Here is a 25998-nt window from a genome sequence, read left to right on the forward strand (position 1 = left end):
TCACCCTTTCCGTCATGGACCGACGGTGAGGTTGGCCTGCACGGTCACGCCCTGCTGGATCAGCGAGGCGGCACCGCTGTTCTGCGCGGCGCTCATGATGCCCGCCGCCGACTGGCCGACGCTGGTCATGCTGTTGGACATGTCGAACGCCCCGGCATCATTGACCACCGAGCCGCCGGCTCCGCCGCTGCCACCGGCACCGCCGTTGCCCGCGCCGCCCGTCGCCGCGCCGCCGTTACCGGCACCGCCGTCGCCGGCAGCCCCGGCGTTGGAGGCCACCGAGCCGCTGTTGCCGGCCATCGAATCGGCCGCACCCGCGGTCGCGGTTGCCGACGAGGTCGCGGCGCCACCGGTGCCCGTGCCGTCGCCACCGGTCGCGTCGCTGGCGCCGCTGGTGGCCGATGCCGTCGCGGTTCCGGTGCCATCGCCGCCGGCGTTGTCGCCATTGGTGGCGCTGCCCGGACCCACGTCGGACGCGCTGCCATTGCCGTCGCCGCCGGCACCCGCGCTGGCTGCGGTCGCACTGGCGCTGTTGCCGCTGGCCGCGATTCCACCCAGCCCGCTGCCCGGGCCACCCGCCGCGATGCTGTCGCTGGCGGCATCGCCGCCGGTGCTGTTGGCGTCACCGCCACGCGCGCTGCTGCCATCGGCGTTGCCACCGGCACCACCGGCGCCACCGGCACCGACGCCACCGGCCGCTATGCCACCCAGTCCGGCACCGCCCGCGCCACCGGCGGACCCGTTGGCGTTGCCGTTGTTCTGCGCCCAGTTGCCGACATGGGACACGCCGAGGCCGGTGACCGAGCCGTTGAGCACGGTCGCGGCGGAAATGCTGGACGAGGTGCTGGAGAAGTTGGAGGTCGCGGTTCCGCCATTGTTGGCGGCCGCGGCTCCTGCTGCCGAGGCGTCGGCGAGGCCGGCATTGTCGCGGTTGTCCCCCGAACTGCTGTTGGACGCGTCGATCGGCACATCGATGTTGGCGAGGATGTCGGCTCCGGCGCCGCCGTTGCCGATGGTCTGCTGGGCCCAAGCCTGGCCGGTGAGTCCCAGTGAGAGAAGTACTGCGGATGCCACAACGGATCTACGAATGCGCATTGTCGTTCTCCTGTGATACGTCGCTCAGGTGCAAGGGGAAAGGCACCCGATGGCCACGCACCCGGAATGACGCATGCGCGATGCCATTCATCCGGCTCGGCTGCAAGTGATTGATATGACGGGGTTGGGTAGCCGTCGTTCAGGCCGTGGAGGCCCGCCGACGAGGTGTCTGGACCGCGCTTGAAGCGGCGTGCTTCATTCTTGAAACATGGCCATTCGCGAAGCCCATCGCTTCGGCGGCGTTGGCACGTAATCTGGCGCGTACTGTCGCGATACTTGCTTCGTGGGGCGGCTGGACAGGATGGTGTGTCAGCACTGATACGCGCGCTTGAACGGAATTCTAGAAGTGAAACTTCATTGCTTAACTATCAATGGCTTGCGCATCGACGTTGATGCATATTCTCGGTTTCGCCGCGGTTACCTTGCAGTGCTGTTCCGGTGCTCTTCACCCCGTAATCATCTCGCCGTTACGCTTTCCCAGGACGTTTTCGCGCGGACGCGCGCGCCTCGCGCAGGCGGTCGAGCTTCTCCTTGAGCTTGATCTCCAGCCCCCGCTCGACCGGCTGATAGTAGACCCGCTCCCCCATCGCGTCGGGAAATCCGCTCTGATCGAGCGCGATACCGCCCTCGGCATCGTGGTCGTATTGATAGCCCTTGCCGTAGCCGAGTTGCTTCATGAGCTTGGTCGGCGCATTGCGCAGGTGCAACGGCACGTCCTGGGTGCCGTGTTCGCGGACGTCGCGCCGGGCGGCGTTGAAGGCGACATAGGCGGCGTTGGATTTGGCGGCGCTGGCCAGGTAGATCGTCAGTTGCGCCAGCGCCAGTTCGCCCTCGGGACTGCCGAGTCGCTCGAACGTGTCCCAGGCTTCCAGCGCCATCGTCTGCGCGCGAGGGTCGGCCAGGCCGATGTCCTCGGTCGCCATCCGGGTCAGTCGCCGGGCGAGGTAGCTCGGGTCGCAGCCGCCATCGAGCATCCGTGCCAGCCAGTACAGCGCCGCATCCGGGTTGGAGCTGCGCACCGACTTGTGCAGGGCCGATATCTGGTCGTAGAACTGCTCGCCGCCCTTGTCGAAGCGGCGGGTGCGGTCGGCCAGCACCTGCACCAGCGTCGCCTCGGTGACCTCGCCGGACTCGCCGTTGGCCAGTTCGGCGGCGATCTCCAGCAGGGTCAGGCCACGACGCACGTCGCCGTCGGCGGCACCGGCGATCTGCCGCAGGGCGTCGTCGGAAACCTGCAATTCCTGTCCGCCCAACCCACGTTCGGTGTCGTCGAGCGCCGCCTGCAACGCCAGCGCGATGTCGTCGACCGACAGCGCTTCCATGACATGCACGCGGCAGCGCGACAGCAGTGCGGAGTTGAGCTCGAACGAGGGATTCTCCGTGGTCGCGCCGACGAACAGGATCGTGCCGCGCTCGATGTGCGGCAGGAACGCATCCTGCTGCGCCTTGTTGAAGCGGTGCACCTCGTCGACGAACAACACGGTGCGGCGTCCCTCGGCAAACCGTTGCGCCGCCTCGGCCAGCACCACCCGCACCTCCGGCAGGCCCGACAGCACCGCGGATATCGCCCGGAACTCGGCATCGGCATAGTGCGCCAGCAGCAGCGCCAAGGTGGTCTTGCCGCATCCCGGCGGCCCCCACAGGATCATTGAATGGACCCGGCCGGACTCGATCGCGCGGCGCAATGCCGAACCCGGCGCAAGCAACCGGCGCTGGCCGACCATCTCGTCGACCGTGCGTGGACGCATGCGCTCGGCCAGCGGGCGCAGGGCGTCGCTGGCGGGGTCGTTGCCGATCAGGTCGGGGCTGGAAGCCGGAGGGTTGCGACGTGCCACGTTGGGGTCATCGGTTCGGGGGAACCGGTACGATAACGAAAGGCGACAGCGCAGGTCGTTCCGGCAAATCGAACCGTGGATTTCCGGCGGTCAGCGCGTCGCGACGGCAACTCCACGATCGGACCAGTTGGACGTGGTGCCGAGCTCGTAGTCGACCCGCAGCCACTCGCCAGTCTTGCGGTCGTAAAGCGCCTGCACCTGGGCCGGGACGACGCCCTCGTCAGCGAAGTCGGCGGTACCCAGCGCCTCGACCAGCAGATAGCGCGTGCCGGCTTCCGCGGTGGTGGCGCGCCCGACCACCAGTTGCACCGGCTGCTGGGCGAACTCGCTGTGCAACGCCGCGTCGACCCGTCGGCCGAGTGCGCGGGCAAGGCTCGAATCCAGCGCAATCTCGCGGGCAGCGGCTCCATCGCCCAAGGTGATGGCCGGGTAGCTGACGCTGGCGGTGCGGGTGTCGTACAGCACGTCGAAACGGAACGGAATCCAGCTGTCGTCGTCGCCGATCCGCAGCCGCCCTGCCCCGTTGACGCTGCGGTCGCGAACGCTGGCCGGCTGTACCGCGACCTCATCCAGCCTGACCGCGACCTCGCGCTCGCCGAACTGGGTCGAGATCGCGCCGATCACCGCGGCGGCGACCGCCCCGTCCATCGCCTGGTCCGCCTCGATCCGCGATTGCGGTTGGCTGTCGAGCGCCCGCGCTTGGATTTGAAGCTTGGTATCCGTCGCGTCATCGCGGGCGACGACGTTCGATGACAGCAGGCCACAGGCGACGATCACCGTCGAAACGAGGGTCAGCATGGCAGGACGTTGGCTGTGGCGCATCTGGGTTCCCCTGGTTGCCGGATGGGCGACCGTGGGAGCTACTCTGGATCAGCCATCGTCGACGGGCCGTGATGCCAAGTCATTGAAAATGAACGATTCCGGATTCACCTGGCGATCATTCAACGAAAAACGACGGGATCGCTCCCGTCATTCGTGTCCGGCCCGCGAAGCTGGCGCGGCTCAGCCTTCGCCGATCACATCGACGCCCTTGGGCGGGGTGTACTTGAACGTGCCTGCAGCGAAGCCGGGGTTGCGCTGCCAATCGCTGAAGGCGATCTCGGTGCGCTGGCCGATCAGGTCGACCACTTCCATCTTCACCAGGGTCTTGCCGTCGAAGCCGAGCCGCGCGCTCTCGAAGCTGGTTTCCTGGCCCTTCTTCGGCGTCAGTGCCAGCCACTCCAGACCATCGGCACTGCCCACTTCCTTGACCACGAACATCGCGTCGAGCCTGGCTGGCTCGATCAACGCCGCCAGCGGACTGCTCTGCTCTTCCACGCCTTGCGGACGCACGGTGACCTGGGCGAGGTCGGGGTCATAGATCCAGACCTTCTTGCCGTCGGCGACGATGACCTGCGGGTACGGCTTGACGTACTCCCAGCGGAACAGGCGCGGCACCGACAACTGGACCTCGCCGCTGGAGGTTTCGGTCAGCTTGCCCTGGCTGTTGTAGACCTGCTGGGTGAACTGCCCGTCCAGCCCCTTCAGGCCCTTGGTGAAAGCGTCGAGGTCGTCGCGCGCGCCGGCGAAGGCGCTGCCGGCGGCCGCGGTGACCAGCAAAAGGCCGGTGCTCCAGCGCATCATCTGCTTCATTCAATCGATCTCCGTGAGGGCTGGACGCAGTGTGTGGGGATGAAGCTGAATGGGTGTTCGATGCCGGCGAATTCGTTCAGCAGGTAATTCGTGGGTAGGAGCGACGTGAGTCGCGACCCACTGACAATGAAATCCTGTCGCGTGGAACGCGGGGTTGCCATCGCACGATTGCGGAAATGCTTATTGGCGCTACAGCCAAGCGGGGTCGATTGTCAGTGGGTCGCGACTCACGTCGCTCCTACCACCGCCCAACCCTAGTCCCGCGGCGGCGGGGGCGCCAACACGCTGCGGTCGCCGTTGTGTTCGGGTGGGGTCACCACGCCGGCCGCTTCCATCGCTTCGACCAGACGCGCGGCGCGGTTGTAGCCGATCTTCAGCCGCCGCTGCACGCCGGAGATCGACGCGCGGCGGGTCTCGGTCACCACCCGCACCGCCTCGTCGTACAACGGGTCGGACTCGTCGCTGCTGCTGGCGGTTTCCGGAAGGCCGGTGGCGCCGACGACCACGCCGTCGCCCATGGTCTGCACGTCTTCCAGCACGCCCTCGATGTAATCGGGTTTGCCGCCCACCTGCTTGAGGTGCTCGACCACCCGATGCACTTCCTCGTCGGACACGAACGCGCCGTGCACGCGCTCCGGCATCGCGGTGCCGGGGGGCAGGTACAGCATGTCGCCGTTGCCGAGCAGTGCCTCGGCGCCGGACTGGTCGAGGATGGTGCGCGAGTCGATCTTGCTCGAGACCTGGAACGCGATGCGGGTCGGGATGTTGGCCTTGATCAGACCGGTGATGACGTCGACCGACGGCCGCTGGGTCGCCAGGATCAGGTGTATGCCGGCGGCACGCGCCTTCTGCGCCAGTCGCGCGATGAGCTCCTCGACCTTCTTGCCGACGATCATCATCATGTCGGCGAATTCGTCGATGAAGATCACGATGTGCGGCAACGGCTCCAGTTGCGGCGGCGCCTCGTCGATCTCGGGGTTGGGTTTGAACAGCGGGTCGAGCATCGGCTGCCCGGCCTCGATCGCGTCGCGCACCTTCTTGTTGAAGCCGGCCAGGTTGCGCACGCCGACCGTCGACATCAGCTTGTAGCGGCGCTCCATCTCGGCCACGCACCAGCGCAGGCCGTTGGCGGCCTCCTTCATGTCGGTCACGACCGGCGCCAGCAGATGCGGGATGCCCTCGTAGACGCTGAGTTCGAGCATCTTCGGGTCGATCATCAGCATTCGCAGGTCGCTGGCTGAGGCTTTGTACAGCAGGCTCAGCACCATCGCGTTGACCGCGACCGACTTGCCCGAACCGGTGGTGCCGGCGACCAGCAAATGCGGCATCCGCGCCAGGTCGGCCACGGTCGGCCGGCCCGAGATGTCCTTGCCCAGCGCCAGCGTCAGCGGGCTGTTGGACTTGTCGTACTCCTTGGAGCGCAGCAGTTCCGACAGGTAGATCATCTCGCGCTGGGTGTTCGGCGTTTCCAGCCCGATCACCGACTTGCCCGGGATCACGTCGACCACGCGCACCGACTTCACCGACAGGCCGCGGGCGATGTCCTTGTCGAGCGAGCTGATCTGGCTGACCTTCACCCCCGGCGCCGGCTGCACCTCGAACCGGGTGATCACCGGGCCCGGATATGCGCCGACCACTTCGGCGTCGATACGGAAGTCCTTGAGCTTGAATTCGATCTGCCGCGACAGCGTCTCCAGCGTCTCCGCGCTGTAGCCCTTGGGCTGCGGCTTGGGGTCGTCGAGCAACGCCAGCGGCGGGATGCCGGTGCCGTCGCCGACATGGAACAGCGGGATCTGCTGCTCGCGCTTGGCGCGGTCGCTCTTCTCGACCGCCGCCGGGGCCGGCGGCTCGATCTTGACCGGCGCCCGCTTCGCCCGCAGTTCGGTGTCGACCTTGCGCACCTCCTCGCGTTCCTCGCGCAGCGCGCGCGTCTGCTGCCACTCGGTCGCCTGGCGGCTGCCGCGGCGGAACAGCTTCGACAGCAGCGGCGCCAGCGACAGCGTCCAGGCGCCGATCCGATCCATCACAGCCAGCCACGAAATCCCGGTGGCCAGCGTCACCGACACCAGCAGCAGCGCCAGCAAAAACAGGTTGCCGCCGACCGGGCCGAAGCCGCTGTACAGCGACCGCCCGACCAACTGGCCGAGGATGCCGCCGGCGCCGGCCGAGAAATCGATCACCGGCCCGACCCGCAACTGCAACAGGCCGGTCGCCGAAACCAGGAAGCCGACGATCCCGACCAGTCGCAACGCCGGCCCGAGGTCGGCATCGCCGTCGCCGTCGGTATCCATCTTGAACAACGCGATCCAGGCGATCAGCCCGAGCATCACCGGCAACAGGAACGCAACATAGCCGGTCAGGTACAGCAGCACGTCGGCCAACCATGCTCCGACCCGGCCGCCCACGTTGTTGAGCGGCGCGGTGATGCTGCCCGAATGCGACCAGCCCGGGTCGTTCGGGGAGAACGTCACCAGGCTGGCGAGCAGGTACAGCAGCAAAGGCGCAATCAGGATCAGCGCGATGTCGCGCATCAGCCGCTGGCGACGCGGCGACGGCTCACGGCGCGCGGTGTCGCGCGCCGTGGCCGGGCCGGATTTCTTCCTGCGGGCTGCTGTGGACGCTTGCGCCACCGTGACGTTCTGCCTTAGCTAGGTGCTGTTAGTGCTTGAATATACTACAGCTTCATATCCAGCAACGCCGGATGGACCAGCTTGCCGGCCTCCACATTGATGCCGCGCTGCAGGGCCGGGTTATCGCGCCACGTGCCATCGGACGCCAGTTTGTTGACCCACGGCAGGATCGCCGCGCAGATCGCCTGCGAGCTGGTCTGCGGAACCGAGCCGGGCATGTTGGTCACGCAGAAATGGGTCACGCCCTCCTCCACGTAGGTCGGCTCCTTCCAGGTGGTCGGGCGCGAGGTCTCGAAGCAACCGCCCTGGTCGATCGAGATGTCGACCACTACGCTGCCGTCCTGCATGCCCTTGAGCATCTCGCGGGTCAGCACGCGCGGCGCCTTGGCGCCGGTCACGAGTACCGCACCGACCACCAGGTCTGCCGAGGCGACTTCACGCGCGACCACGTCGTGGTACGGGTACAGCGTGGTGACGTTGGCGCCGAGCGCCATCATCTCGTCCATGCGGTCGGCGCGCATCTCGAACACGACCACGTTGGCACCACCGGCCGCGGCCAGTGCCGCCGCCGCGCCACCGGCCTTGCCGGCGCCGAACACCACCACCTTGCCGCGCTCGGTCGACGGCAGGCCGCCCAGCAACTTGCCCTTGCCGCCCTGCGGCATGTGCAGCAGCGTGGTCCCGACCTGGGTCGCGATCTTGCCGGCGATCACCGACATCGGCGCCAGCAGCGGCAGGTCGCCGTTGGGCAGCTCGACGGTCTCGAAGGCGACGCCGGTCAGGCCGATCTCGAGCAGCTTGCGGGTCAACTCGGGTTCGGCGGCCAAGTGCAGGTAGCAGAACAGCAGATGGTCCTTGCGCAGGTGCTGCAGGTCGCCGGCGATCGGCTCCTTGACCTTGACGATCAGCTCGCCCTTCTCGTAAAGCGCAGCGGCGTCGGGGGCGATGTTGACGCCCAGCCGGGTGTACTCCTCATCGGAGAAGCCGCTCTTGATGCCGGCATCCTTTTCCAGCCAGACCTCGTGGCCACGGTTGACCAGGTCACCGGCCGCGGCCGGAACGAGGGCGACGCGCCCTTCGAGGGTCTTGGTTTCCTTGGGTACACCGATACGCATTGCAATCGTCTCCGATGGGCCGAAAAAACACCGCGGTGCGGCGTGCCGGCCGGATTTGGGGGTTGGAAAAACGCGAATACCAGTCCATTGGCAATTGCCTGCAAGCCGGATCCGCACGACGCACTGCAACTCAGCGTCCCGTGTAATCCGCCTTGTTTTGCCGGGACGCCGCCGCCAAGCTATGAGGCTACGACAAGCACGCGATTATACCCATGACCCCAAGCAAGCACGCCCGTCTCGTCATCCTCGGTTCCGGTCCGGCCGGCTGGACTTCGGCGGTCTACGCCGCCCGCGCCAACCTCAAGCCGCTGCTGATTACCGGGCTGCAGATGGGCGGCCAGCTGATGACCACCACCGACGTCGACAACTGGCCCGGCGACAGCCACGACCTGCAGGGTCCGGACCTGATGGCGCGCATGCAGGCCCACGCCGAGCGCTTCGACACCGAGGTGGTGTTCGACCACATCCACAGCGCGGACCTGTCGCAGCGTCCGTTCCGGCTCAAGGGCGACAGCGGCGAGTACACCTGCGACGCGTTGATCATCGCCACCGGCGCCAGCGCCAAGTACCTGGGCATCGAGTCCGAGCAGAAGTTCATGGGCAAGGGCGTGTCGGCCTGTGCGACCTGCGACGGCTTCTTCTACAAGGAGCAGGACGTGGCGGTGATCGGCGGCGGCAACACCGCGGTCGAGGAGGCGCTGTACCTGTCCAACATCGCGCGCAAGGTCTACCTGGTGCATCGCCGCGACAGCCTGCGCGCCGAGAAGATCCTGCAGGACAAGCTGTTCGCCAAGGCCCAGGCCGGCAAGATCGAGCTGATCTGGGACCACACCGTCGACGAGGTGCTGGGCGACGACAGCGGCGTCACCGGCATGCGTCTGCGTTCGACGAAGGATGACAGCACCCGCGAGATCCCGGTCAATGGCTTTTTCGTGGCGATTGGCCATACCCCGAACACCTCGCTGTTCGAGGGCCAGTTGGAGATGAAGGGCGGCTACCTGCACATCAACTCGGGCTTGGCCGGCAACGCGACCCAGACTTCGGTGCGCGGGGTGTTCGCCGCCGGCGATGTGGCCGACCAGGTCTATCGCCAGGCGATCACCTCGGCCGGTTTCGGCTGCATGGCGGCGCTGGATGCGGAGAAGTTCCTCGACACCGACAGCTGACCTTCCTGGTAGGAGGGACTTCAGCCCCGAACCGCTCTGTCCAGCGTTCGGCTCCGGAAACGGTGGGTCGGGGCTGAAGCCCCTCCTACAATGACCGCATGCCCGACGCACGACTCTGCCATCGGCTTGACGATGTCCCCGCCGCCAGTTGGGACGCGCTGCACGACGGCCGCAATCCGTTCGTCGCCCACGCGTTCCTGGCCGGCCTTGAACGCCATGGTTGCCTGCGTCCCGACTGGGGTTGGACCCCGCGGCACCTGACCCTTTGGCAAGGCGACGACCTCGTCGCCGCCGCGCCCGGGTACCTCAAGGACAATTCCCACGGCGAGTTCGTGTTCGACCACGCTTGGGCGCACGCCTACGCCCGGCACGGGCTGGACTACTTTCCCAAGTGGCTGTGCGCGGTGCCCTACACGCCGGTGACCGGCCCGCGCCTGCTGGCCAGGGATCCAGCGCGCTGCGCCGGGCTTCTCGATGCCGCGGTCGCAATGGTCGGCAGTGATGGGCTGTCGTCGGCCCACGTCAACTTCCACGCCGATGACGAGGTACCGGCTTTCACCGAGGACTGGCTGCCGCGGATCGACATCCAGTACCACTGGCGCAACGACGCCGGCTGGCGCGACTTCGACGACTATCTCGCCGCGTTCGACCACAAGCATCGCAAGAACATCCGGCAGGAGCGCGCCAGGGTCGCCCGCAGCGGTGTCCGCCTGCGGGTGGTTGAAGGTGCCGATGCCAGCGAGGCTGATCTCGCGACCATGCACGGCTTCTACCTGCAGACCTTCGCCGAGTACGGCAACCACCCGGCGCTGACCCTGCCATTCCTGCGGCACTTGACCGAAACCATGCCGGCTTCGCTGGTGCTGTTCCTTGGGGAGCGCGACGGCCGTGCCATTGCCGGCGCGCTGTGCCTGCGCGGCGGCGACACCTTGTATGGACGCTACTGGGGTGCGATCGAACAGGTCCCGGGTCTACATTTCGAGACTTGCTACTACCAGGGCATCGATTACTGCCTGCGCCGCGGCCTGACCCGTTTCGAGCCCGGTGCGCAGGGCGAGCACAAACTCGCGCGCGGCTTCCTGCCAGCCGTCGTACACAGTCGCCACTGGATCGCCCAGCCCTCGTTCCGCGACGCCCTGCGAGGCTGGTGCGAACAGGAGGCCGCCTCGATCCGCAGCTATGCGGCCACCCTCGCCGCCCATTCGCCGTTCAAGCATGCCGATCCGACTGCCCGCGCTGCCGGCTGACTCGCGCGCGCCGTTCCCGGACCCGCGCACCGCGCTGCGCGAACCCGACGGGCTGTTGGCGATGGGCGGCGACCTGTCACCGACGCGGCTGCTCAACGCCTACGCCAGCGGGGTCTTCCCGTGGTACTCCGAGGGCCAGCCGCTGCTGTGGTGGTCGCCCGATCCGCGCACGGTATTCCGGATCGACGCGGTACGCCTGTCCTCGCGATTCCGGCGCACGCTGCGCCGCTCGGACTGGGTCGTCACTGCCGACACCGCGTTCGCGCAGGTGATCGACGCCTGCGCCCGGCAACCGCGCCCGGGCCAGCCCGGCACCTGGATCACCGCGGACATGCAGGCGGCGTACGGTGAATTGCATCGCCTCGGGCATGCCCACTCGATCGAGGTGCGCAACGGCACCGAACTCGTCGGCGGCCTGTACGGGGTCGCGATCGGCCGGATGTTCTTCGGCGAGAGCATGGTCAGCCTGGCCTCGGGTGGCTCCAAGGTCGCCCTGGCCGCCCTCGCCCGCCGGCTGCACGAGTGGGGTTGGCCGCTGCTGGATGCCCAGGTCGCCAATCCGCACCTGCTGACACTGGGGGCGAGCCTGTGGCCGCGCGAGCGCTTCCTCGACGAGGTCCGCGAACTGACGGGGAAACCGACATCCCCGGGTTTGTGGTCGTCCCGATTCGGCGAATTGCCCGCCTGCGAATTGACCCGCCAAACCAGCCTGCCAGACTGATCCGTCCCCGCACCGGCGATTCGTGTGTTCCCGCAACCGGTATCCATGCCGGCGGCCTGAATCCAGGCAGTCCGGGATTTTGCGCGATTGCCCCCGGCGTGGCAGAATGCCCGGCTTCGCGGCCGCATTTTGCGCCGCCCGTCCGCAACATCCGGGAAACACATGGCAAAAGACGACGTGATCGAATTCGAGGGCACGGTGGCGGAAACCCTTCCGAACACCATGTTCCGTGTGCGCCTCGAAAACGGGCACGAAATCATCGCCCACATCTCCGGGCGGATGCGCAAGAACTACATCCGCATCCTGACCGGCGACAAGGTCAAGGTGGAGATGACGCCGTACGACCTGACCAAGGGCCGCATCACCTACCGCATGAAGTAATCGCGGCAAGTGGTTGATAAAAAAAGGCGGCCATTGGCCGCCTTTTTTCGTTTCCGATATATCAGACCGTCGCCGGCAGCAGCTTCTCCGGTTCGGCATGGGCCTCGACCACCAGTTCGCCGTCCTTGACCTCGATGCTGACCCGGCCGCCGCCGGAAAGCTTGCCGAACAGCAACTCGTCGGCCAGCGGACGCTTGATCCTGTCCTGGATCACCCGCGCCATCGGCCGTGCGCCCATCAGCGGATCGAAGCCGTGCTGGGCCAACCACTCGCGCGCGTCCGGGGTCGCGGTCATGACCACGTTCTTCTCGTGCAGTTGCGCCTCCAGCTCGATCAGGAACTTGTCGACCACGCGCAGGATGTGGTCGAAGCCCAGCGCCTGGAATTGCACCACCGCGTCCAGCCGGTTGCGGAACTCCGGGGTGAAGCCCTTGCGGATCACCTCCATCGCATCGGTGCTGTGGTCCTGCTTGGTGAAACCGATCGTGCGCCGCGCCGCCTGCGCCGCGCCAGCGTTGGTGGTCATCACCAGGATCACGTTCTTGAAGTTGGCTTCGCGACCGTTGGTGTCGGTCAGGGTGCCACGGTCCATGACCTGCAACAGGATGTTGAAGATGTCCGGGTGGGCCTTTTCGACCTCGTCCAGCAGCAACACGCAGTGCGGGGTCTTGACGATCTTCTCGGTCAGCAAGCCGCCCTGGTCGAACCCGACGTAGCCCGGGGGCGCGCCGATAAGGCGGCTGACCGAATGCGGCTCCATGTACTCGGACATGTCGAAGCGGACCAGCTCGATGCCGAGCTGCAACGCAAGCTGCTTGGTCACCTCGGTCTTGCCGACACCGGTCGGGCCGGCGAACAGGAAATTGCCGATCGGCTTCTCGGGATTGCCCAGGCCGGAGCGTGACAGCTTGATCGCCGAGGTCAGCGAATCGATCGCCGGGTCCTGGCCGAAGATCACCATCTTCAAGTTGCGCTCGAGGTTGCGCAGCACGTCCTTGTCGGTCGCCGAAACCTGCTTGGCCGGGATCCGCGCCATCTTGGCGACGATCGTCTCGATCTCCTCGATGTCGATCAGCGACTTGCGGATCTCCAGCGGTAGGAGCCGTTGACGCGCACCGGCTTCGTCGATCACGTCGATCGCCTTGTCCGGCAGCAGCCGGTCGCCGATGTGCTTGACCGACAGGTCGACCGCGGCCTGCAGCGCGTCGTCGGCATAGGTCACGCCGTGGTGGGCCTCGTACTTGGGCTTGAGGCCCTGCAGTATCTCGAACGCCTCGCCGACCGTCGGCTCGACGATGTCGATCTTCTGGAAGCGCCGCGCCAGTGCCCGATCCTTCTCGAAGATGCCGCGGTATTCCTGGAACGTGGTCGAACCGATGCAGCGCAGCTCGCCCGACGCCAGCGCCGGCTTGATCAGGTTGCTCGCGTCCATGGTGCCGCCCGACGCCGAGCCGGCGCCGATGATGGTGTGGATCTCGTCGATGAACAGCACCGCGCCGGGCACCTTCTTCATCTGCGCCAACACCGCCTTGAGGCGCTTCTCGAAGTCGCCGCGGTACTTGGTGCCTGCGACCAGGGCGCCGAGGTCGAGCGCGTAGATGGTCGCGTCCTCCAGCACCTCGGGGACTTCGCCATCGACGATGCGCTTGGCCAGGCCCTCGGCGATCGCAGTCTTGCCGACGCCGGCCTCGCCGACGTACAGCGGGTTGTTCTTGCGGCGGCGGCACAGCACCTGGATGGTGCGCTCGACCTCGTCGGCGCGGCCGACCAGCGGGTCGATCTTGCCGTCGCGGGCGAGCTGGTTGAGGTTGACCGCGAATTCGGCCAGCGCATCGGCCTTGCCCTCGCCATCACCATCGGCCGAACGGGCCTCGCCATCACCGTGCACCCCTTCGCTCTCCTCGCCATGACGGGCAATGCCGTGCGAGAGGTAATTGACCACGTCCAGCCGCGCCACGTCCTGCTGGTTGAGGTAGTAGACCGCGTGCGAATCCTTCTCGCCGAAAATCGCCACCAGCACGTTGGCGCCGGTGACCTCCTTCTTGCCGGAGGACTGCACGTGGTAGACCGCGCGTTGCAGCACCCGCTGGAAACCCAGGGTCGGCTGGGTGTCGCGGTCGACGTCGTCGGGCAGCACCGACACCGAGGTCGCGATCGCCTGTTCCAGGTCGCCGCGCAGGCGCGGGAAGTCGGTGCCGCAAGCCTTGAGGACGGCCTCGGCCGACGGGTTGTCGAGCAGTGCGAGCAGCAGGTGTTCGACCGTCATGTACTCGTTGCGCGCCTCGCGGGCGCGCTTGTAGCACTGGCCGATGCTGAACTCTAGATCCTTGCTGAACATGGGGCGGATGCCTCCGAAAAAGCTACTGCGGTCCTAGATGGGGGTGCGGGCAAGCTTTTCCATGTCATCCCCGACTGCTTCGACATTTACGAGGCTGGCCGGTTCCGTTCAATTCAGCAAACGCAGCGTTCCACGAGCTCAGGCCTTTTCCATGGTGCACAACAACGGATGCTGGTTGAGCCGGGAGAACTCGTTGACCTGGGCTACCTTCGATTCGGCCACTTCGCGTGTGAACACCCCGCAAACGCCGCGGCCGCGGGTGTGCACGTGGAGCATGATCTGGGTGGCGTTCTCGGCGGTCATCGGGAAGAACCGCATCAATACCTCGACCACGAAGTCCATCGGGGTGTAGTCGTCGTTGAGCAGCAGCACCGAATACAGCGGCGGCCGGGCGATCTCCGGCTTGCTGGTCTCCACCATGGCGCCATGGTGGTGGTCGTGTTCGTGATCGGTCTGTCTTGGCATCGCCCAATTATAAAGCCGGCGGCGATGGACGCCCACGCGGCGCGGCGGGCAGAATGACCGCAGCCCCACTCTTTCGGATGTCCACTTGAGCTATCGCGAAGGCCGTTTCTGGCAGCCCGACGTGACCGTCGCCACGGTGGTCGTGCGCGATGGCCGGCTGCTGATGGTCGAGGAGACGGTGGCGGAACAAGCGGTGCTCAACCAGCCGGCCGGCCACCTGGAGCCCGACGAAAGCCTGCTCGACGCCGCCCTGCGCGAGACCCGCGAGGAAACCGGCTGGGACGTGCGCCTGACCGCCTTCATCGGTGCGTACCAGTGGAAGGCACCGACCCGCGCCGACGGCGGCGAGGGGCGCCATTACCTGCGGTTCGCATTCGCCGCCGAGCCAGTGGGGCACGACCCGTCGCGGCCGCTGGACACCGGCATCATCCAGGCATTGTGGCTGACCCCGGCCGAACTGCAGGCCGAGTCCGGACGCCATCGCAGTCCATTGGTCTGGCAGACCGCGGCCGACTACCTGGGCGGCCGCCGCCATCCGCTGGACCTGATGCAGCAACTGGCATGAGTCGCGACACCGCCCTGCCCGCCCGGACCATCGTCGGCATGTCCGGCGGGGTCGATTCGTCGGTCGCGGCGATGCTGCTGCGTGATGCCGGCGAGCCGATCGCCGGTTTGTTCATGCAGAACTGGGCCGATGACGGCAGCGGCGACTGCCGCGCCGAGGACGACCGGCGCGATGCGGTGGCCGTCAGTGGCCGGCTCGGCATCCCGATCCATTTCCGCGATTTCTCCGGCGAGTACTGGAGCGGCGTGTTCGAGCATTTCCTCGCCGAATACGCGGCAGGGCGAACGCCCAACCCGGACGTGCTGTGCAACCGCGAGATCAAGTTCCGGCATTTCCTCGACGCCGCCCACGAACTGGGCGCCGAATTCATCGCCACCGGCCACTATGCCCGGGTCGCCCGGCACGACGGCCACCACCGCCTGCTGCGCGCGGCCGATCGCGGCAAGGACCAGAGCTACTTCCTGCACCAGCTCGGCCAAGCCCAGTTGGCCGCGACCCGGTTCCCGCTGGGCGAGCTGGTCAAGACCGACGTGCGCCGGCTGGCCCACGATGCCGGCCTGCCGACCGCCGCGAAGAAGGACTCGACCGGGATCTGCTTCATTGGCGAACGCGACTTCCGCGAATTCCTCGGCCGCTACCTGCCGGCGCGCAACGGCGAAATCCGCACGCCAGCCGGCCAGATCGTCGGCGAACACCCCGGGGTGTTCTATTTCACCCTCGGCCAGCGCGAAGGCCTCAACATCGGCGGCGTTCGCGGGTTCGAGCCGGCGCCGTGGTACGTGGTCGGCAAGGACGTGGCCAACAACGTCCTGTATGTCGACCAGGGCCACGACAACGCGTGGCTGCAATCGCAGCGCTTGTGGTCGGAGGCCGTCCACTGGGTCGCCGGCTCGGCGCCGGCCACACGATTCCAATGCACCGCGCAAACCCGCTACCGCCAGGCCGACGAGCCCTGCGAGGTCACCGTAAGTAACGACGGCACGCTGGAAGTCCGCTTCGATCGCCCCCAACGTGCAGTGACCCCGGGTCAATCGCTGGTCCTGTACGACGGCGAGACCTGCCTCGGCGGCGCCGTGATCGCGACGACCGATGCGCCCCTCGAACAACGCCTGAAGGCCCAGACCGCATGAGTGATACCCCGACCCGACCGCTATCCGACCGCGTCCTCGCGCTGGCCGGTCTGGCCCAGGCCCTGGCCCAGGTGCGACGCATCGCCGATACCGGCCAGGCCAACGAGAGTGTGCTGGCGACCTCGCTGGATTCGATCTTCCGGATCGATGCGGATACCGCCGCCACGGTCTACGGCGGCCGCGAACAGCTGCGCCCCGGGTTGATGCTGTTGCGCGACTATTTCGGCGGCAAACCTCGCGACGAGCACCTGCCGCGACTGGCGCTGGCGGTGATGCAACTGGAGCGGCGGTTCGTCCGCGACGACGCCATGGCGCGAAAGGTTCGCGAGGGCATCCAGGCCCAGTCCGGGACCGCCGCCGAGCACGGCAGTACCCACCCCGACGTGCTCGCCGCCCTCGGCGGGCTGTATGCCGACACCCTCAGCCACCTGCGCCCGCGCGTGCTGGTCCAGGGCAACCCGCACTACCTCGGCCAGCCCACGGTCGTGGCCGAAGTGCGGGCGGTGCTGCTGGCGGCGATGCGCTCGGCGGTGCTGTGGCGCCAGCTCGGTGGCAGCCTGTGGGATTTCCTCCTGCGACGGCGCGACATGGCGGCCGCGGTGGACGCGCAACTGCGCTGAGAGGGTCCGTCATCGCGGCAGCTGAATGGCTTTTGCGGCATAATTACGGGGTTCAAACGCGGGTTTTTCCAGCACGTTCCCGCGTGATTTCCCTGCTGCCCCAGCCACGGAGCCCCCAATGGCCGACTCCTTCGCCACCCGCGCGCAACTCGACGTCAACGGCAAGTCCTACACCTATTTCAGCCTGCCCACGCTGGGCAAGAAATTCGATCTGGGCAAGCTGCCCTATTCGATGAAGATCCTGCTGGAGAACCTGCTGCGCCACGAGGATGGCGGCATCACGGTCGGCAAGGACCACATCGAAGCGGTTGCGCAGTGGGACGCCAAGGCCGAGCCGGACACCGAGATCGCCTTCATGCCGGCCCGCGTGGTGCTGCAGGACTTCACCGGCGTGCCCTGCGTGGTCGACCTGGCGGCGATGCGCGACGCGGTCAGCAAGCTTGGCGGCAACGCCGGCCAGATCAACCCGCAGATCCCGTCGGAACTGGTGATCGACCACTCGGTGCAGGTCGACGTGTTTGGACGTCCTGACGCGCTCGACATCAACGGCAAGATCGAGTTCGAGCGCAACCTTGAGCGCTACAGCTTCCTGCGCTGGGGCCAGACCGCGCTGGAGAACTTCAAGGTGGTGCCGCCCAATACCGGCATCGTCCACCAGGTGAACCTGGAGAACCTCGCCCGCGTGGTGATGGAGCGTGAGGTCGAAGGCGAACTGCTGGCGTTCCCGGACACCGTGTTCGGCACCGACAGCCACACCACGATGATCAACGGCATCGGCGTGCTCGGCTGGGGCGTCGGCGGCATCGAGGCGGAAGCGGCGATGCTCGGCCAGCCGTCGTCGATGCTGATCCCGCAGGTCGTCGGCTTCAAGCTGACCGGCAAGCTGCCCGAAGGCGCGACCGCGACCGACCTGGTCCTGACCGTCACCCAGATGCTGCGCGGCCACGGCGTGGTCGGCAAGTTCGTCGAGTTCTACGGCGAGGGTCTGCAGAACCTGCCGCTGGCCGACCGCGCGACGATCGCCAACATGGCGCCGGAGTACGGCGCGACCTGCGGCATCTTCCCGGTCGATGCCGAGGCGGTGCGCTACCTGCGCCTGTCCGGCCGCAGCGACGAGCAGGTCACGCTGGTCGAGGCGTATGCCAAGGCGCAGGGCATGTGGCACGAACCCGGCCAGCCGGAGGCGACCTACTCGGCGACGCTGGAACTCGACATGGGCGAGGTCAAGCCGTCACTGGCCGGCCCGAAGCGCCCACAGGACCGCGTGTTGCTGTCGGACATGCAGTCGGACTTCCGCAAGAACGTCGGCGCACTGGTGGCCAATCGCAACGGCTTCACCGAAAAAGCCATCCAGCGATTCGAGAAGGAAGGCGGTGGGCAGGAGCAGGCCGACCGTCTCGCCGCCAAGCCGGTGTCTCGCATCAATGTCCAGGACTGCGACGTCGAACTCACCGACGGTTCGGTGGTAATCGCGGCGATCACGTCCTGCACCAACACTTCCAACCCGGCGGTGATGCTCGGCGCCGGCCTGCTCGCGCGCAACGCCGCGGCCAAGGGCCTGAAGTCCGCGCCGTGGGTCAAGACCTCGCTCGGGCCGGGTTCGCGGGTGGTCACCGATTACCTCGACAAGGCCGGCGTGCTCGACGACCTCGAGAAGCTCGGCTTCTACGTGGTCGGCTACGGTTGCACCACCTGCATCGGCAACTCCGGTCCGCTGCCGCAGGCGGTGTCGAAGGGCATCGCCGAGAACGACCTGGCGGTCGCGTCGGTGCTGTCGGGCAACCGCAACTTCGAGGGCCGCGTGCACTCCGAAGTCAAGATGAACTACCTCGCCTCGCCGCCGCTGGTGGTCGCCTACGCGATCGCCGGCACGGTCGACATCGACCTGACCAGTGATCCGCTGGGCAAGGACACCGACGGCAACGACGTCTACCTGCGCGACATCTGGCCGACCAACAAGGAAATCGGCGACATGATCGCCGCGACCGTCGGTCCGGAGCTGTTCGCGCAGAACTACGCCGACGTGTTCAAGGGCGACAGCCGCTGGAACCAGATCGCCTCGCCGACCGGCGAGTCGTTCGCCTGGGACGAGGCCTCGACCTACATCAAGAACCCGCCCTACTTCGACGGCATGACCATGGCCGTCGGCAGCATCGACGACATCCACGGCGCGCGCGTGATGGGCCTGTTCGGCGACTCGATCACCACCGACCATATCTCGCCGGCCGGCAACATCAAGAAGGACTCGCCGGCGGGCAAGTTCCTGCAGTCGCGCGGCGTGCAGCCGGCCGACTTCAACAGCTACGGCAGCCGACGTGGCAACGATGACGTGATGGTCCGCGGCACCTTCGCCAACATCCGCATCAAGAACCTGATGATGGGCGGCGAGGAAGGTGGGAACACGTTGTACTTCGACAAGCATTCCGACGAAAAGCAGGGCGGCGCCGGCGAGCGCATGTCGATCTATGACGCGGCGATGAAGTACAAGGCCGAGGGCACGCCGCTGGTGGTGTTCGCCGGCAAGGAATACGGCACCGGCTCGTCGCGCGACTGGGCAGCCAAGGGCACCATCCTGCTGGGCGTGAAGGCGGTCGTGGCGGAAAGCTTCGAGCGCATCCACCGCTCCAACCTGGTCGGCATGGGCGTGCTGCCGCTGCAGTTCCTCGACGGCGAGAGCGTCAAGAGCCACGGCCTGGATGGTTCGGAAACCATCGAGGTGACCGGACTGGAAGATGGCCAATCGAAGCGCGCGACCGTGGTGGCGAAGAAGGCCGACGGCAGCGAGACCCGGTTTGAGGTCAAGGTGCTGCTGCTGACGCCGAAGGAAGTCGAGTACTTCCGCCACGGCGGCATCCTGCACTACGTGTTGCGCCAGTTGGCGGCGAAGAAGGCGGCGTAACAACCCGTCGAGGCAGGCGAGCCTCCGTCACCCAGGAACGAGCGGCCCCGGCCGCTCGTTTTCTTTTGGCGGCATACGATCCGTCACGGCTCCCGTGCCAGACTCGGCCGACACCTACCCCGGAGGCCGCATGAAATATGCACTCATCCTGCTGGTCGTCATGATCGGGACCCTGCTGCCACTGCAAGCACTGGTCAATGCGCGCCTGGGCCAGGTCACCGCCGGTGCGGTGTTCGCCGCGACCGTGTCGTTCCTGGTCGGCACGGTGTCGCTGGCCTTGCTCCTGCTGGCGACGCGCCCGAGCTGGCCGAATGTCGAGCAACTCGGCCGACTGCCGGCCTGGGCCTGGACCGGCGGCTTGATTGGAGCGGCCTATGTCGCCATCGCCACCATCACCGTGCCCCGCCTCGGCGCATCCGCGCTGATCTCGCTGACCGTGCTCGGGCAACTCGCCGGCGCCGTGCTGCTGGACCATTTCGGCGTACTGCATGCGCCCCAGCCAGCCACCCCAATGCGCATCGGCGGGGTCCTGCTGATCCTGGGCGGGGTGCTGCTGGTGGTACAGCCATGGAAGCAGTAGCGACGTGCCCTACAACTGTGGGGTCCAGCGCGCACTGGTCAGGCGCCAGTCGCCGCCTTCCAGTCGCCAACCCGTTTCCACCTGGTAAAGCCGCGCCGCGTCCGGCAGCGCCCGCCCGGAGCCGCCCGTCAGCGCCGCAGTGAAACGCACCGTCGCGTGCTCCTGCAGTACCGACACATCGAGTGGCCCAAGGGTTACCCCGACGTCGCGATGGCGCAGGAACGTCAACGCGGCCAGCCGCCTCGCACCATCGCGGTCCATCCCGCCCGGCCCGACGAAGTCATCGGCCAGGTAATTTTCCACCTGCGATGCATCGCGCTGCTCCATGGTGAGTTGGAGCGATTGCATCGTGTCCCGCAGCGCCTGTTCCGGCGGCGGCCTCGAACAGGCCGCCAACAGCAGCCACGCCACCGTCAACGCCACTGTCCGCGTCATTGCGTTCATTCGTCGCCCCCCCCGTTTGCATCCACGATCATCGTGGCACAAGCCGCGCAACGACAGTCCATCTTGCCAGTCCCGGGCCCCTATGCTCCAATCGTTCGGGCACCGTACGGTTGCGAATCGGACAGCGAGTGGACGACGCAACCGGTGCTGCAGGGCAGACCAGAAAACCAAAACCAAGGGGATCGCGATGAGTGACGAACGTCCGTGGCTTGAACAGTATCCGGCCGGGGTCCCCGAGCACATCGATGTCGACGAGTTCCCGTCGGTCGTCGCGGTACTGGAAAACGCGATCGACAACTATCGCGACCGGCCCGCGTTCGCCAACCTCGGCAAGACCCTGACCTACGGCGAGATCGACACCCTCAGCAGCCAGTTCGCGGCCTACCTCTTGGGTGAGCTCGGGCTGAAGCGTGGCGATCGCGTCGCAATCATGATGCCCAATTGCCTGCAGTACCCGATCGCCACGTTCGGCGTGCTGCGCGCCGGTCTGACCGTGGTCAACACCAACCCGATGTACACGCCGCGCGAGCTGAGGCACCAGCTGGTCGACTCCGGCGCCGCGGCGATCCTGGTGTTGGACAACTTCGGCCATACCGTGCAACAGGTCCTCGCCGACACCCAGGTCAGGAAGGTCATCACCACTGGCCTGGGCGACATGCTCGGAGTCAAGGGCAAGGTCGTCAACTTCGTCCTAAAATACGTCAAGAAGATGGTGCCTGACTACGACATCCCGGGAGCGGTGCGGTTCAACGATGTCCTCGCGGCCGGTCGCAAGCACACCCTGCCGAAGATCGACATCGACTCCGGCGACATCGCCTTCCTGCAGTACACCGGCGGCACCACCGGCGTGGCCAAGGGCGCGATGCTGACCCACCGCAACCTCGTCGCCAACATGCAGCAGGCGGCCGCGTGGATCGGGACCAACGTCAAGTACGGCGAAGAGACCATCATCACCGCGCTGCCGCTGTACCACATCTTCGCGTTGACGGCGAACGGACTGGTCTTCATGAAGTTCGGCGGCCTCAACCACCTGATCACCAACCCGCGCGACATGCCGGGCTTCGTCAAGGAACTGAAGAAGACCAAGTTCACCGCGATCACCGGCGTCAACACGCTGTTCAACGGCCTGCTCAACACGCCCGGATTCGAGGACATCGACTTCTCCGGCCTGCACCTGACCCTGGGCGGTGGCATGGCGGTCCAGCGCGCGGTCGCGGAGCGTTGGAAGAAGGCCACTGGCTCGACCTTGGTCGAGGCCTACGGGCTGACCGAAACCTCGCCCGCCGCCTGCATCAATCCGATGGACCTGGCCGAGTACAACGGCGCGATCGGCCTGCCTATCCCCTCGACCGACGCGTGCCTGAAGGACGAGGACGGCAACGAAATGCCGGTCGGCGAAGTCGGCGAGCTGTGCATCCGCGGCCCTCAGGTCATGAAGGGCTACTGGCACCGTCCGCAGGAAACCGCCGAGGTGCTGGACGCAGACGGCTGGCTGCACACCGGCGACATGGCGAAGATGGACGAGAAGGGCTTCTTCTACATCGTCGACCGCAAGAAGGACATGATCCTGGTCTCGGGCTTCAACGTGTACCCGAACGAGATCGAGGACGTGATCGCGATGATGCCCGGCGTGCTCGAAGTCGCCGCGGTCGGCGTTCCCGACGAGAAATCCGGCGAGGCGGTCAAGGTGGTGATCGTCAAGAAGGATCCTGCCCTGACGGAGGCGCAGGTGCTGGAGCATGCCCGCGCCAACCTGACCGGTTACAAGCGCCCGCATTACGTCGAGTTCCGCAGCGAGTTGCCCAAGACCAACGTCGGCAAGATCCTGCGTCGGGAACTGCGGGACCACCCGGCTACATGACGCCCTGACGGGCGACGATCCCGGTTGCCAATCAGAGGCCCCTCCCGCGGAGGGGCCTCTTTATTTGTGGCGCGTATTGAGGTGTAGCATCGAAACGTGGGCTTAACCAAGCCGCTCGCGCCCACCACGCATGCGGACGGCCACTTCCGAGGACCGCACCATGAACTCGATAGAGAAACTTCCGCGCGCCCGTCCCTACCCCACGCTGCGTATCGAAGCCGATGCCACCGGCGATGCCCACTGGATCTACATGCATGCCGACAGCGGGCTCGGAGCCAGGCCCTGTTTCCGGACCGAGCTGATGGACGACATGTGGGCCTACCTGTCTTCGATCACCCTGCGCAGCGACCAACGCCGCCAGGGCCGACTGCGGCACGTGGTACTGGCCTCCGACGCATCCGCGTTCAACCTGGGCGGCGACCTCGCGCTGTTCTCGCAACTGATCCGCGAAAACAACCGCGACCGGCTGCTCGACTACGCTCGCCGTTGCGTCGAAGGCGTCCACCATTTCCACACCGGCCTGGGCGGCGATGTCCGCACGATCGCGCTGGTCCAGGGCGACGCGCTCGGCGGCGGCATGGAATTGGCATTGTCGTGCCACACCATCGTTGCGGAGGAAGGCGTGGACATGGGGTTGCCGGAAGTGCTGTTCGGCCTGTTCCCGGGTATGGGAGCGTATTCGTTCCTGTGCAAGCGTGTATCCCCGCAACTGGCGGAGAACATGATCCTGAGCGGACGGATCTACAGCAGCGACGAGTTGCACCGGCTGGGAGTGGTCGATGTGCTGGTGCCCAAGGGGCAAGGCGAGGCCGCGGTACAGAACCTGGTCCGCCAGCAGCAACGGACGCCGCATGCACACATGGCGCTCAATGCCGTGCGGGCGATATCACAACCGGTCGGTTACGACGAGCTGATGGGGATCACCGAAGTGTGGGTGGATACCGCGTTGGCACTGGGGGACAAGTCGCTGCGAACGATGGATCGCATCGTCAAGGCGCAGGCGCGGCGTTCGGGGCTGGGGGCCGACTGAGCTCCTATCCCGGGCGTTCAGGGGAGCGCTCGCTGTCGCGTGCACGTTTCTTGCGCTCGCGCGCTTCGAGCGCCGCCCTGCCCCGCGTCACGTGTTCGCCCACGTTCGAAAGCCGCTGCCGCCATTCGCGGCCCAGCTGCCATTCGGGCAGTCGCATCAGTTCGCCGCTGGCGGCAGCCAACTGAATCAGTCCCAGGTTGCTGGCAACGCCCTTCAACGCGTGTGCCTGTTCGCGTACCGGCTCCCAGTCACGTCGCTCTCCTGCCTCGGCCAACGACGAGTAACAATCCTCGGCGTCGCGCAGGCATTGGCGGATGAACTCGCGCTCGAACGTGTCGCCCATGCCCAGGGCGCACAGTTCGTCCAACACACTGCTGTCGAGTACACCGTCACCGGTGCCGCTCGCCCCGGCGACCGGCGGCGGGGTCGATGGCACCTGCACGCCGGCAAGCGGCGCTGAACCGGTGCTGGCGGCGATTTCCGACAAGGTGTCGAGCAATCGCTTGGTCGAGATCGGTTTGCTCAGGAACGCGCGTGCCCCGGCCTGCTCGCAGGCCTGGATCGACTCAGGGGTGACATCGGCGCTGAACATCAGGACCGGTGTCCGGCGCCCACCACCGGCCTCTATCACGCGCAGTTGCCGCAACAGGTCCAGTCCGCTCAATCCCGGCATGTGCAGGTCGGCGATCACCGCGTCGTAGCTCGACACTTCCAGCGCGTCCAGCACGCCTTCCCCGTCATCCACGCAAATCACCTGGTGGCCGGCCTTTTCCAGCAGGCGCTGGATCACCATCCGGTTGGCGGCGTGGTCGTCGGCGACCAGTATCTGCAGGCTCCTGACCCGTGCACGGTGACGCAGGAACGGATCGGAGAAGGCAATCACGTTCTCCGGGTTCTCCACGACATGCGCCTCGGCCGGCACGGCCTGCTCGGCGACTCCGTCCGCCAGCGGATGGGCGCCCGGAAGCAATGGCGCCACCCGGCTGAAGGGCAGTTCCACCCAGAAACGGCTGCCCCGGTTTTCCGTGCTTTCGAACCCGATGCGTCCGCCCATCGCCTCGGTCAGTCCCTTGGCGATGGTGGTGCCCAGTCCGGTGCCCCCATAGCGACGCGCAAGGCTGGCATCGGCCTGCTCGAACGCTTCGAACAATTTGTGCCGGACCGCCATCGGCACGCCGATGCCGGTATCGGTCACGGTGAAACGCAACTGGACGCGGTCGCTGCCCTGGTCGACCAGCGCCACGTCGAACTGGACCGAGCCATGGTTGGTGAACTTGACGGCGTTGCCGACCATGTTGATCAGCACCTGCCGCAGGTGCACATCGTCGCCGCACAGCAGCCTGGGCACATCGGGGGAAACCGAAACGTTGTAGTGCAACTGCTTGGCATGCGCTTGCGGAAGCATGATCAGGCCGATTCCGTCGACCAGTTCGCGCAGGTCGAACTCGACCCGGTTGAGCTTGAGCTTGCCGGCCTCGATCGCGGAAATGTCTAGCACGTCCTCGACCAGCGACAGCAGGCTGCGGGTGGAGGCCTGGATGGTATTGAGGCACTCGCGCTGCTCGGGATCCAGGCGCGTGGTGGCCAGCAGTTCCGACATCCCGGCCAGACCGTTCAACGGCGTCCTGAATTCATGGCTCATGTTGGCCAGGAACCGGCTTTTGGCCTCATTGGCGCGACGCGCCTCCCGGGTGGCGCGGGTCAGCGCCCGCAACAGGCCGGACAGGTAGAGTGGCACCGCGACCAGGCCGACCAGCAGGCCGACGCCGAGACTGAGGTTCTGCTGCCAGTAATCGGTGCTGGCGATCACCGCGCCGAAGCTGAGGAACGCGGCGACGATGGCGGCGAAGAGGTAACTGTTGCCGAAACGCAGCCCGTTGCCGATGGTCACCCACAGCAGAATCACGTAGACCCAGCCCAGCGGTTCGCCCATGCGGATCATCGCCGCGGTCATCAACCCGTAGTCGGCGAGCATGCCGATGCCGCGACGCAGGTCGGACCGGGCCGGCAAGGCGACGATCCAGCCGATCAGGCCGAGACCCACCACGAAGCCGACGAACACCAATTTCAGCACATACGGGTATGCCGTGGCGTCGGGGTCGGCGGGAGCTGCGCCACTGCCATGCAGCAACAGGTAGACCAGCACCACCGACAGCACGGCGATGCGGATCATCGCCTGCCCGTGTTCGCTGTCGCTGCGCTGCGAAAGCCTTGCTGCCAACCATGACAGGGAGTGGTTCATCG

Annotated in this window: 21 protein-coding genes; 11 read left to right on the forward strand and 10 right to left on the reverse strand. The window is 66.6% G+C overall.

Translation table 11 applies throughout. The annotated features are described in order from the left end of the window. Nucleotides 1–12 precede the first annotated feature (12 nt). The 6 genes from SNE34_RS11775 to ald all read right to left on the reverse strand — a co-directional run bounded on the left by SNE34_RS11775 (nt 13) and on the right by ald (nt 8307). Nucleotides 13–1095 carry a hypothetical protein gene (locus SNE34_RS11775; RefSeq protein WP_332617454.1) on the reverse strand — a complete coding sequence of 361 codons (1083 nt, stop codon included), beginning with the start codon at nt 1093–1095 and terminating at the stop codon, nt 13–15. A 467-nt stretch (nt 1096–1562) separates the two neighbouring features. Then, a complete protein-coding gene (locus SNE34_RS11780; protein ID WP_332617457.1) occupies nt 1563–2930 on the reverse strand; it encodes a replication-associated recombination protein A in 1368 nt (455 codons plus the stop codon). Between the two features lie 90 nt (nt 2931–3020). Further along, nucleotides 3021–3728, reverse strand: a complete 708-nt coding sequence (locus SNE34_RS11785) for a hypothetical protein (RefSeq protein ID WP_332617459.1) — start codon at nt 3726–3728, stop codon at nt 3021–3023. Between the two features lie 204 nt (nt 3729–3932). Further along, entirely contained in the window at nt 3933–4553 is a 621-nt protein-coding gene (gene lolA, locus SNE34_RS11790) for an outer membrane lipoprotein periplasmic chaperone LolA (protein ID WP_425604534.1), read from the reverse strand. A 263-nt stretch (nt 4554–4816) separates the two neighbouring features. Continuing rightward, nucleotides 4817–7192 carry a DNA translocase FtsK gene (locus tag SNE34_RS11795; RefSeq protein WP_332617464.1) on the reverse strand — a complete coding sequence of 792 codons (2376 nt, stop codon included), beginning with the start codon at nt 7190–7192 and terminating at the stop codon, nt 4817–4819. A gap of 44 nt (nt 7193–7236) precedes the next feature. Continuing rightward, entirely contained in the window at nt 7237–8307 is a 1071-nt protein-coding gene (gene ald, locus SNE34_RS11800) for an alanine dehydrogenase (protein WP_332617466.1), read from the reverse strand. Between the two features lie 212 nt (nt 8308–8519). On the opposite strand from ald, the gene trxB reads away from it, so the two are divergent. From trxB to infA, 4 genes are all read left to right on the forward strand, one after another. After that, complete coding sequence (gene trxB, locus SNE34_RS11805) at nt 8520–9473, forward strand: thioredoxin-disulfide reductase (RefSeq protein WP_332617467.1); 954 nt, start codon at nt 8520–8522, stop codon at nt 9471–9473. A 98-nt stretch (nt 9474–9571) separates the two neighbouring features. Next, the gene (locus SNE34_RS11810; RefSeq protein WP_332617469.1) at nt 9572–10720 is read left to right on the forward strand and encodes a GNAT family N-acetyltransferase; all 1149 of its coding nucleotides are present in this window, start codon (nt 9572–9574) and stop codon (nt 10718–10720) included. Next, nucleotides 10689–11441 carry a leucyl/phenylalanyl-tRNA--protein transferase gene (gene aat / locus SNE34_RS11815; RefSeq protein WP_332617471.1) on the forward strand — a complete coding sequence of 251 codons (753 nt, stop codon included), beginning with the start codon at nt 10689–10691 and terminating at the stop codon, nt 11439–11441. The genes SNE34_RS11810 and aat overlap by 32 nt, the downstream gene beginning before the upstream one ends. Nucleotides 11442–11603: 162 nt before the next feature. Continuing rightward, complete coding sequence (gene infA, locus SNE34_RS11820; protein WP_031372296.1) at nt 11604–11822, forward strand: translation initiation factor IF-1; 219 nt, start codon at nt 11604–11606, stop codon at nt 11820–11822. 61 nt (nt 11823–11883) lie between these two features. On the opposite strand, the gene clpA is transcribed toward infA, so the two are convergent. Together clpA and clpS are read right to left on the reverse strand one after the other, a co-directional pair. Continuing rightward, complete coding sequence (clpA, locus tag SNE34_RS11825) at nt 11884–14160, reverse strand: ATP-dependent Clp protease ATP-binding subunit ClpA (RefSeq protein ID WP_332617472.1); 2277 nt, start codon at nt 14158–14160, stop codon at nt 11884–11886. A gap of 138 nt (nt 14161–14298) precedes the next feature. After that, a complete protein-coding gene (gene clpS, locus SNE34_RS11830; RefSeq protein WP_332617473.1) occupies nt 14299–14625 on the reverse strand; it encodes an ATP-dependent Clp protease adapter ClpS in 327 nt (108 codons plus the stop codon). A gap of 85 nt (nt 14626–14710) precedes the next feature. Between clpS and SNE34_RS11835 the strand changes: the two genes are divergently transcribed. The 5 genes from SNE34_RS11835 to SNE34_RS11855 all read left to right on the forward strand — a co-directional run bounded on the left by SNE34_RS11835 (nt 14711) and on the right by SNE34_RS11855 (nt 20419). Beyond that, on the forward strand, nt 14711–15190 hold the full coding sequence (locus tag SNE34_RS11835; RefSeq protein ID WP_332617474.1) for an NUDIX hydrolase: 480 nt from the start codon (nt 14711–14713) through the stop codon (nt 15188–15190). Beyond that, nucleotides 15187–16320, forward strand: coding sequence for a tRNA 2-thiouridine(34) synthase MnmA (gene mnmA / locus SNE34_RS11840; protein WP_332617476.1), 1134 nt, complete (start codon nt 15187–15189; stop codon nt 16318–16320). The genes SNE34_RS11835 and mnmA overlap by 4 nt, the downstream gene beginning before the upstream one ends. Continuing rightward, nucleotides 16317–16940 carry a high frequency lysogenization protein HflD gene (hflD, locus tag SNE34_RS11845; RefSeq protein ID WP_332617478.1) on the forward strand — a complete coding sequence of 208 codons (624 nt, stop codon included), beginning with the start codon at nt 16317–16319 and terminating at the stop codon, nt 16938–16940. The genes mnmA and hflD overlap by 4 nt, the downstream gene beginning before the upstream one ends. A gap of 118 nt (nt 16941–17058) precedes the next feature. Then, a complete protein-coding gene (gene acnA / locus SNE34_RS11850; protein ID WP_332617480.1) occupies nt 17059–19839 on the forward strand; it encodes an aconitate hydratase AcnA in 2781 nt (926 codons plus the stop codon). A 130-nt stretch (nt 19840–19969) separates the two neighbouring features. Beyond that, nucleotides 19970–20419 (forward strand): DMT family transporter, encoded by a 450-nt coding sequence (locus SNE34_RS11855; protein ID WP_332617482.1) that lies wholly within the window; start codon nt 19970–19972, stop codon nt 20417–20419. 9 nt (nt 20420–20428) lie between these two features. On the opposite strand, the gene SNE34_RS11860 is transcribed toward SNE34_RS11855, so the two are convergent. Beyond that, a complete protein-coding gene (locus tag SNE34_RS11860; protein ID WP_332617484.1) occupies nt 20429–20854 on the reverse strand; it encodes a nuclear transport factor 2 family protein in 426 nt (141 codons plus the stop codon). A gap of 196 nt (nt 20855–21050) precedes the next feature. Between SNE34_RS11860 and SNE34_RS11865 the strand changes: the two genes are divergently transcribed. Together SNE34_RS11865 and SNE34_RS11870 are read left to right on the forward strand one after the other, a co-directional pair. Continuing rightward, complete coding sequence (locus tag SNE34_RS11865; RefSeq protein ID WP_332617486.1) at nt 21051–22724, forward strand: long-chain fatty acid--CoA ligase; 1674 nt, start codon at nt 21051–21053, stop codon at nt 22722–22724. Nucleotides 22725–22884: 160 nt separating this feature from the next. Further along, nucleotides 22885–23754, forward strand: coding sequence for a crotonase/enoyl-CoA hydratase family protein (locus tag SNE34_RS11870; protein ID WP_332617488.1), 870 nt, complete (start codon nt 22885–22887; stop codon nt 23752–23754). Nucleotides 23755–23758: 4 nt separating this feature from the next. Here SNE34_RS11870 and SNE34_RS11875 read toward each other — a convergent pair whose 3' ends face one another. Further along, nucleotides 23759–25996 carry an ATP-binding protein gene (locus tag SNE34_RS11875; protein ID WP_332617490.1) on the reverse strand — a complete coding sequence of 746 codons (2238 nt, stop codon included), beginning with the start codon at nt 25994–25996 and terminating at the stop codon, nt 23759–23761. Between the last annotated feature and the right edge of the window lie 2 nt (nt 25997–25998).

The sequence above is a fragment of the Novilysobacter erysipheiresistens genome, from assembly GCF_036663935.1.
GTDB classification, from domain to species: domain Bacteria; phylum Pseudomonadota; class Gammaproteobacteria; order Xanthomonadales; family Xanthomonadaceae; genus Novilysobacter; species Novilysobacter erysipheiresistens.

Coding starts and splice junctions, on each gene's coding strand:
- SNE34_RS11775 (WP_332617454.1), bottom strand. CDS start 1,095: ATGCGCATTCGTAGATCCGTTGTGGCATCCGCAGTACTTCTCTCACTG.
- SNE34_RS11785 (WP_332617459.1), bottom strand. CDS start 3,728: ATGCTGACCCTCGTTTCGACGGTGATCGTCGCCTGTGGCCTGCTGTCA.
- lolA (WP_425604534.1), bottom strand. CDS start 4,553: ATGATGCGCTGGAGCACCGGCCTTTTGCTGGTCACCGCGGCCGCCGGC.
- ald (WP_332617466.1), bottom strand. CDS start 8,307: ATGCGTATCGGTGTACCCAAGGAAACCAAGACCCTCGAAGGGCGCGTC.
- trxB (WP_332617467.1), top strand. CDS start 8,520: ATGACCCCAAGCAAGCACGCCCGTCTCGTCATCCTCGGTTCCGGTCCG.
- SNE34_RS11810 (WP_332617469.1), top strand. CDS start 9,572: ATGCCCGACGCACGACTCTGCCATCGGCTTGACGATGTCCCCGCCGCC.
- aat (WP_332617471.1), top strand. CDS start 10,689: ATGCCGATCCGACTGCCCGCGCTGCCGGCTGACTCGCGCGCGCCGTTC.
- infA (WP_031372296.1), top strand. CDS start 11,604: ATGGCAAAAGACGACGTGATCGAATTCGAGGGCACGGTGGCGGAAACC.
- clpA (WP_332617472.1), bottom strand. CDS start 14,160: ATGTTCAGCAAGGATCTAGAGTTCAGCATCGGCCAGTGCTACAAGCGC.
- clpS (WP_332617473.1), bottom strand. CDS start 14,625: ATGCCAAGACAGACCGATCACGAACACGACCACCACCATGGCGCCATG.
- mnmA (WP_332617476.1), top strand. CDS start 15,187: ATGAGTCGCGACACCGCCCTGCCCGCCCGGACCATCGTCGGCATGTCC.
- hflD (WP_332617478.1), top strand. CDS start 16,317: ATGAGTGATACCCCGACCCGACCGCTATCCGACCGCGTCCTCGCGCTG.
- acnA (WP_332617480.1), top strand. CDS start 17,059: ATGGCCGACTCCTTCGCCACCCGCGCGCAACTCGACGTCAACGGCAAG.
- SNE34_RS11855 (WP_332617482.1), top strand. CDS start 19,970: ATGAAATATGCACTCATCCTGCTGGTCGTCATGATCGGGACCCTGCTG.
- SNE34_RS11860 (WP_332617484.1), bottom strand. CDS start 20,854: ATGACGCGGACAGTGGCGTTGACGGTGGCGTGGCTGCTGTTGGCGGCC.
- SNE34_RS11865 (WP_332617486.1), top strand. CDS start 21,051: ATGAGTGACGAACGTCCGTGGCTTGAACAGTATCCGGCCGGGGTCCCC.
- SNE34_RS11870 (WP_332617488.1), top strand. CDS start 22,885: ATGAACTCGATAGAGAAACTTCCGCGCGCCCGTCCCTACCCCACGCTG.
- SNE34_RS11875 (WP_332617490.1), bottom strand. CDS start 25,996: ATGAACCACTCCCTGTCATGGTTGGCAGCAAGGCTTTCGCAGCGCAGC.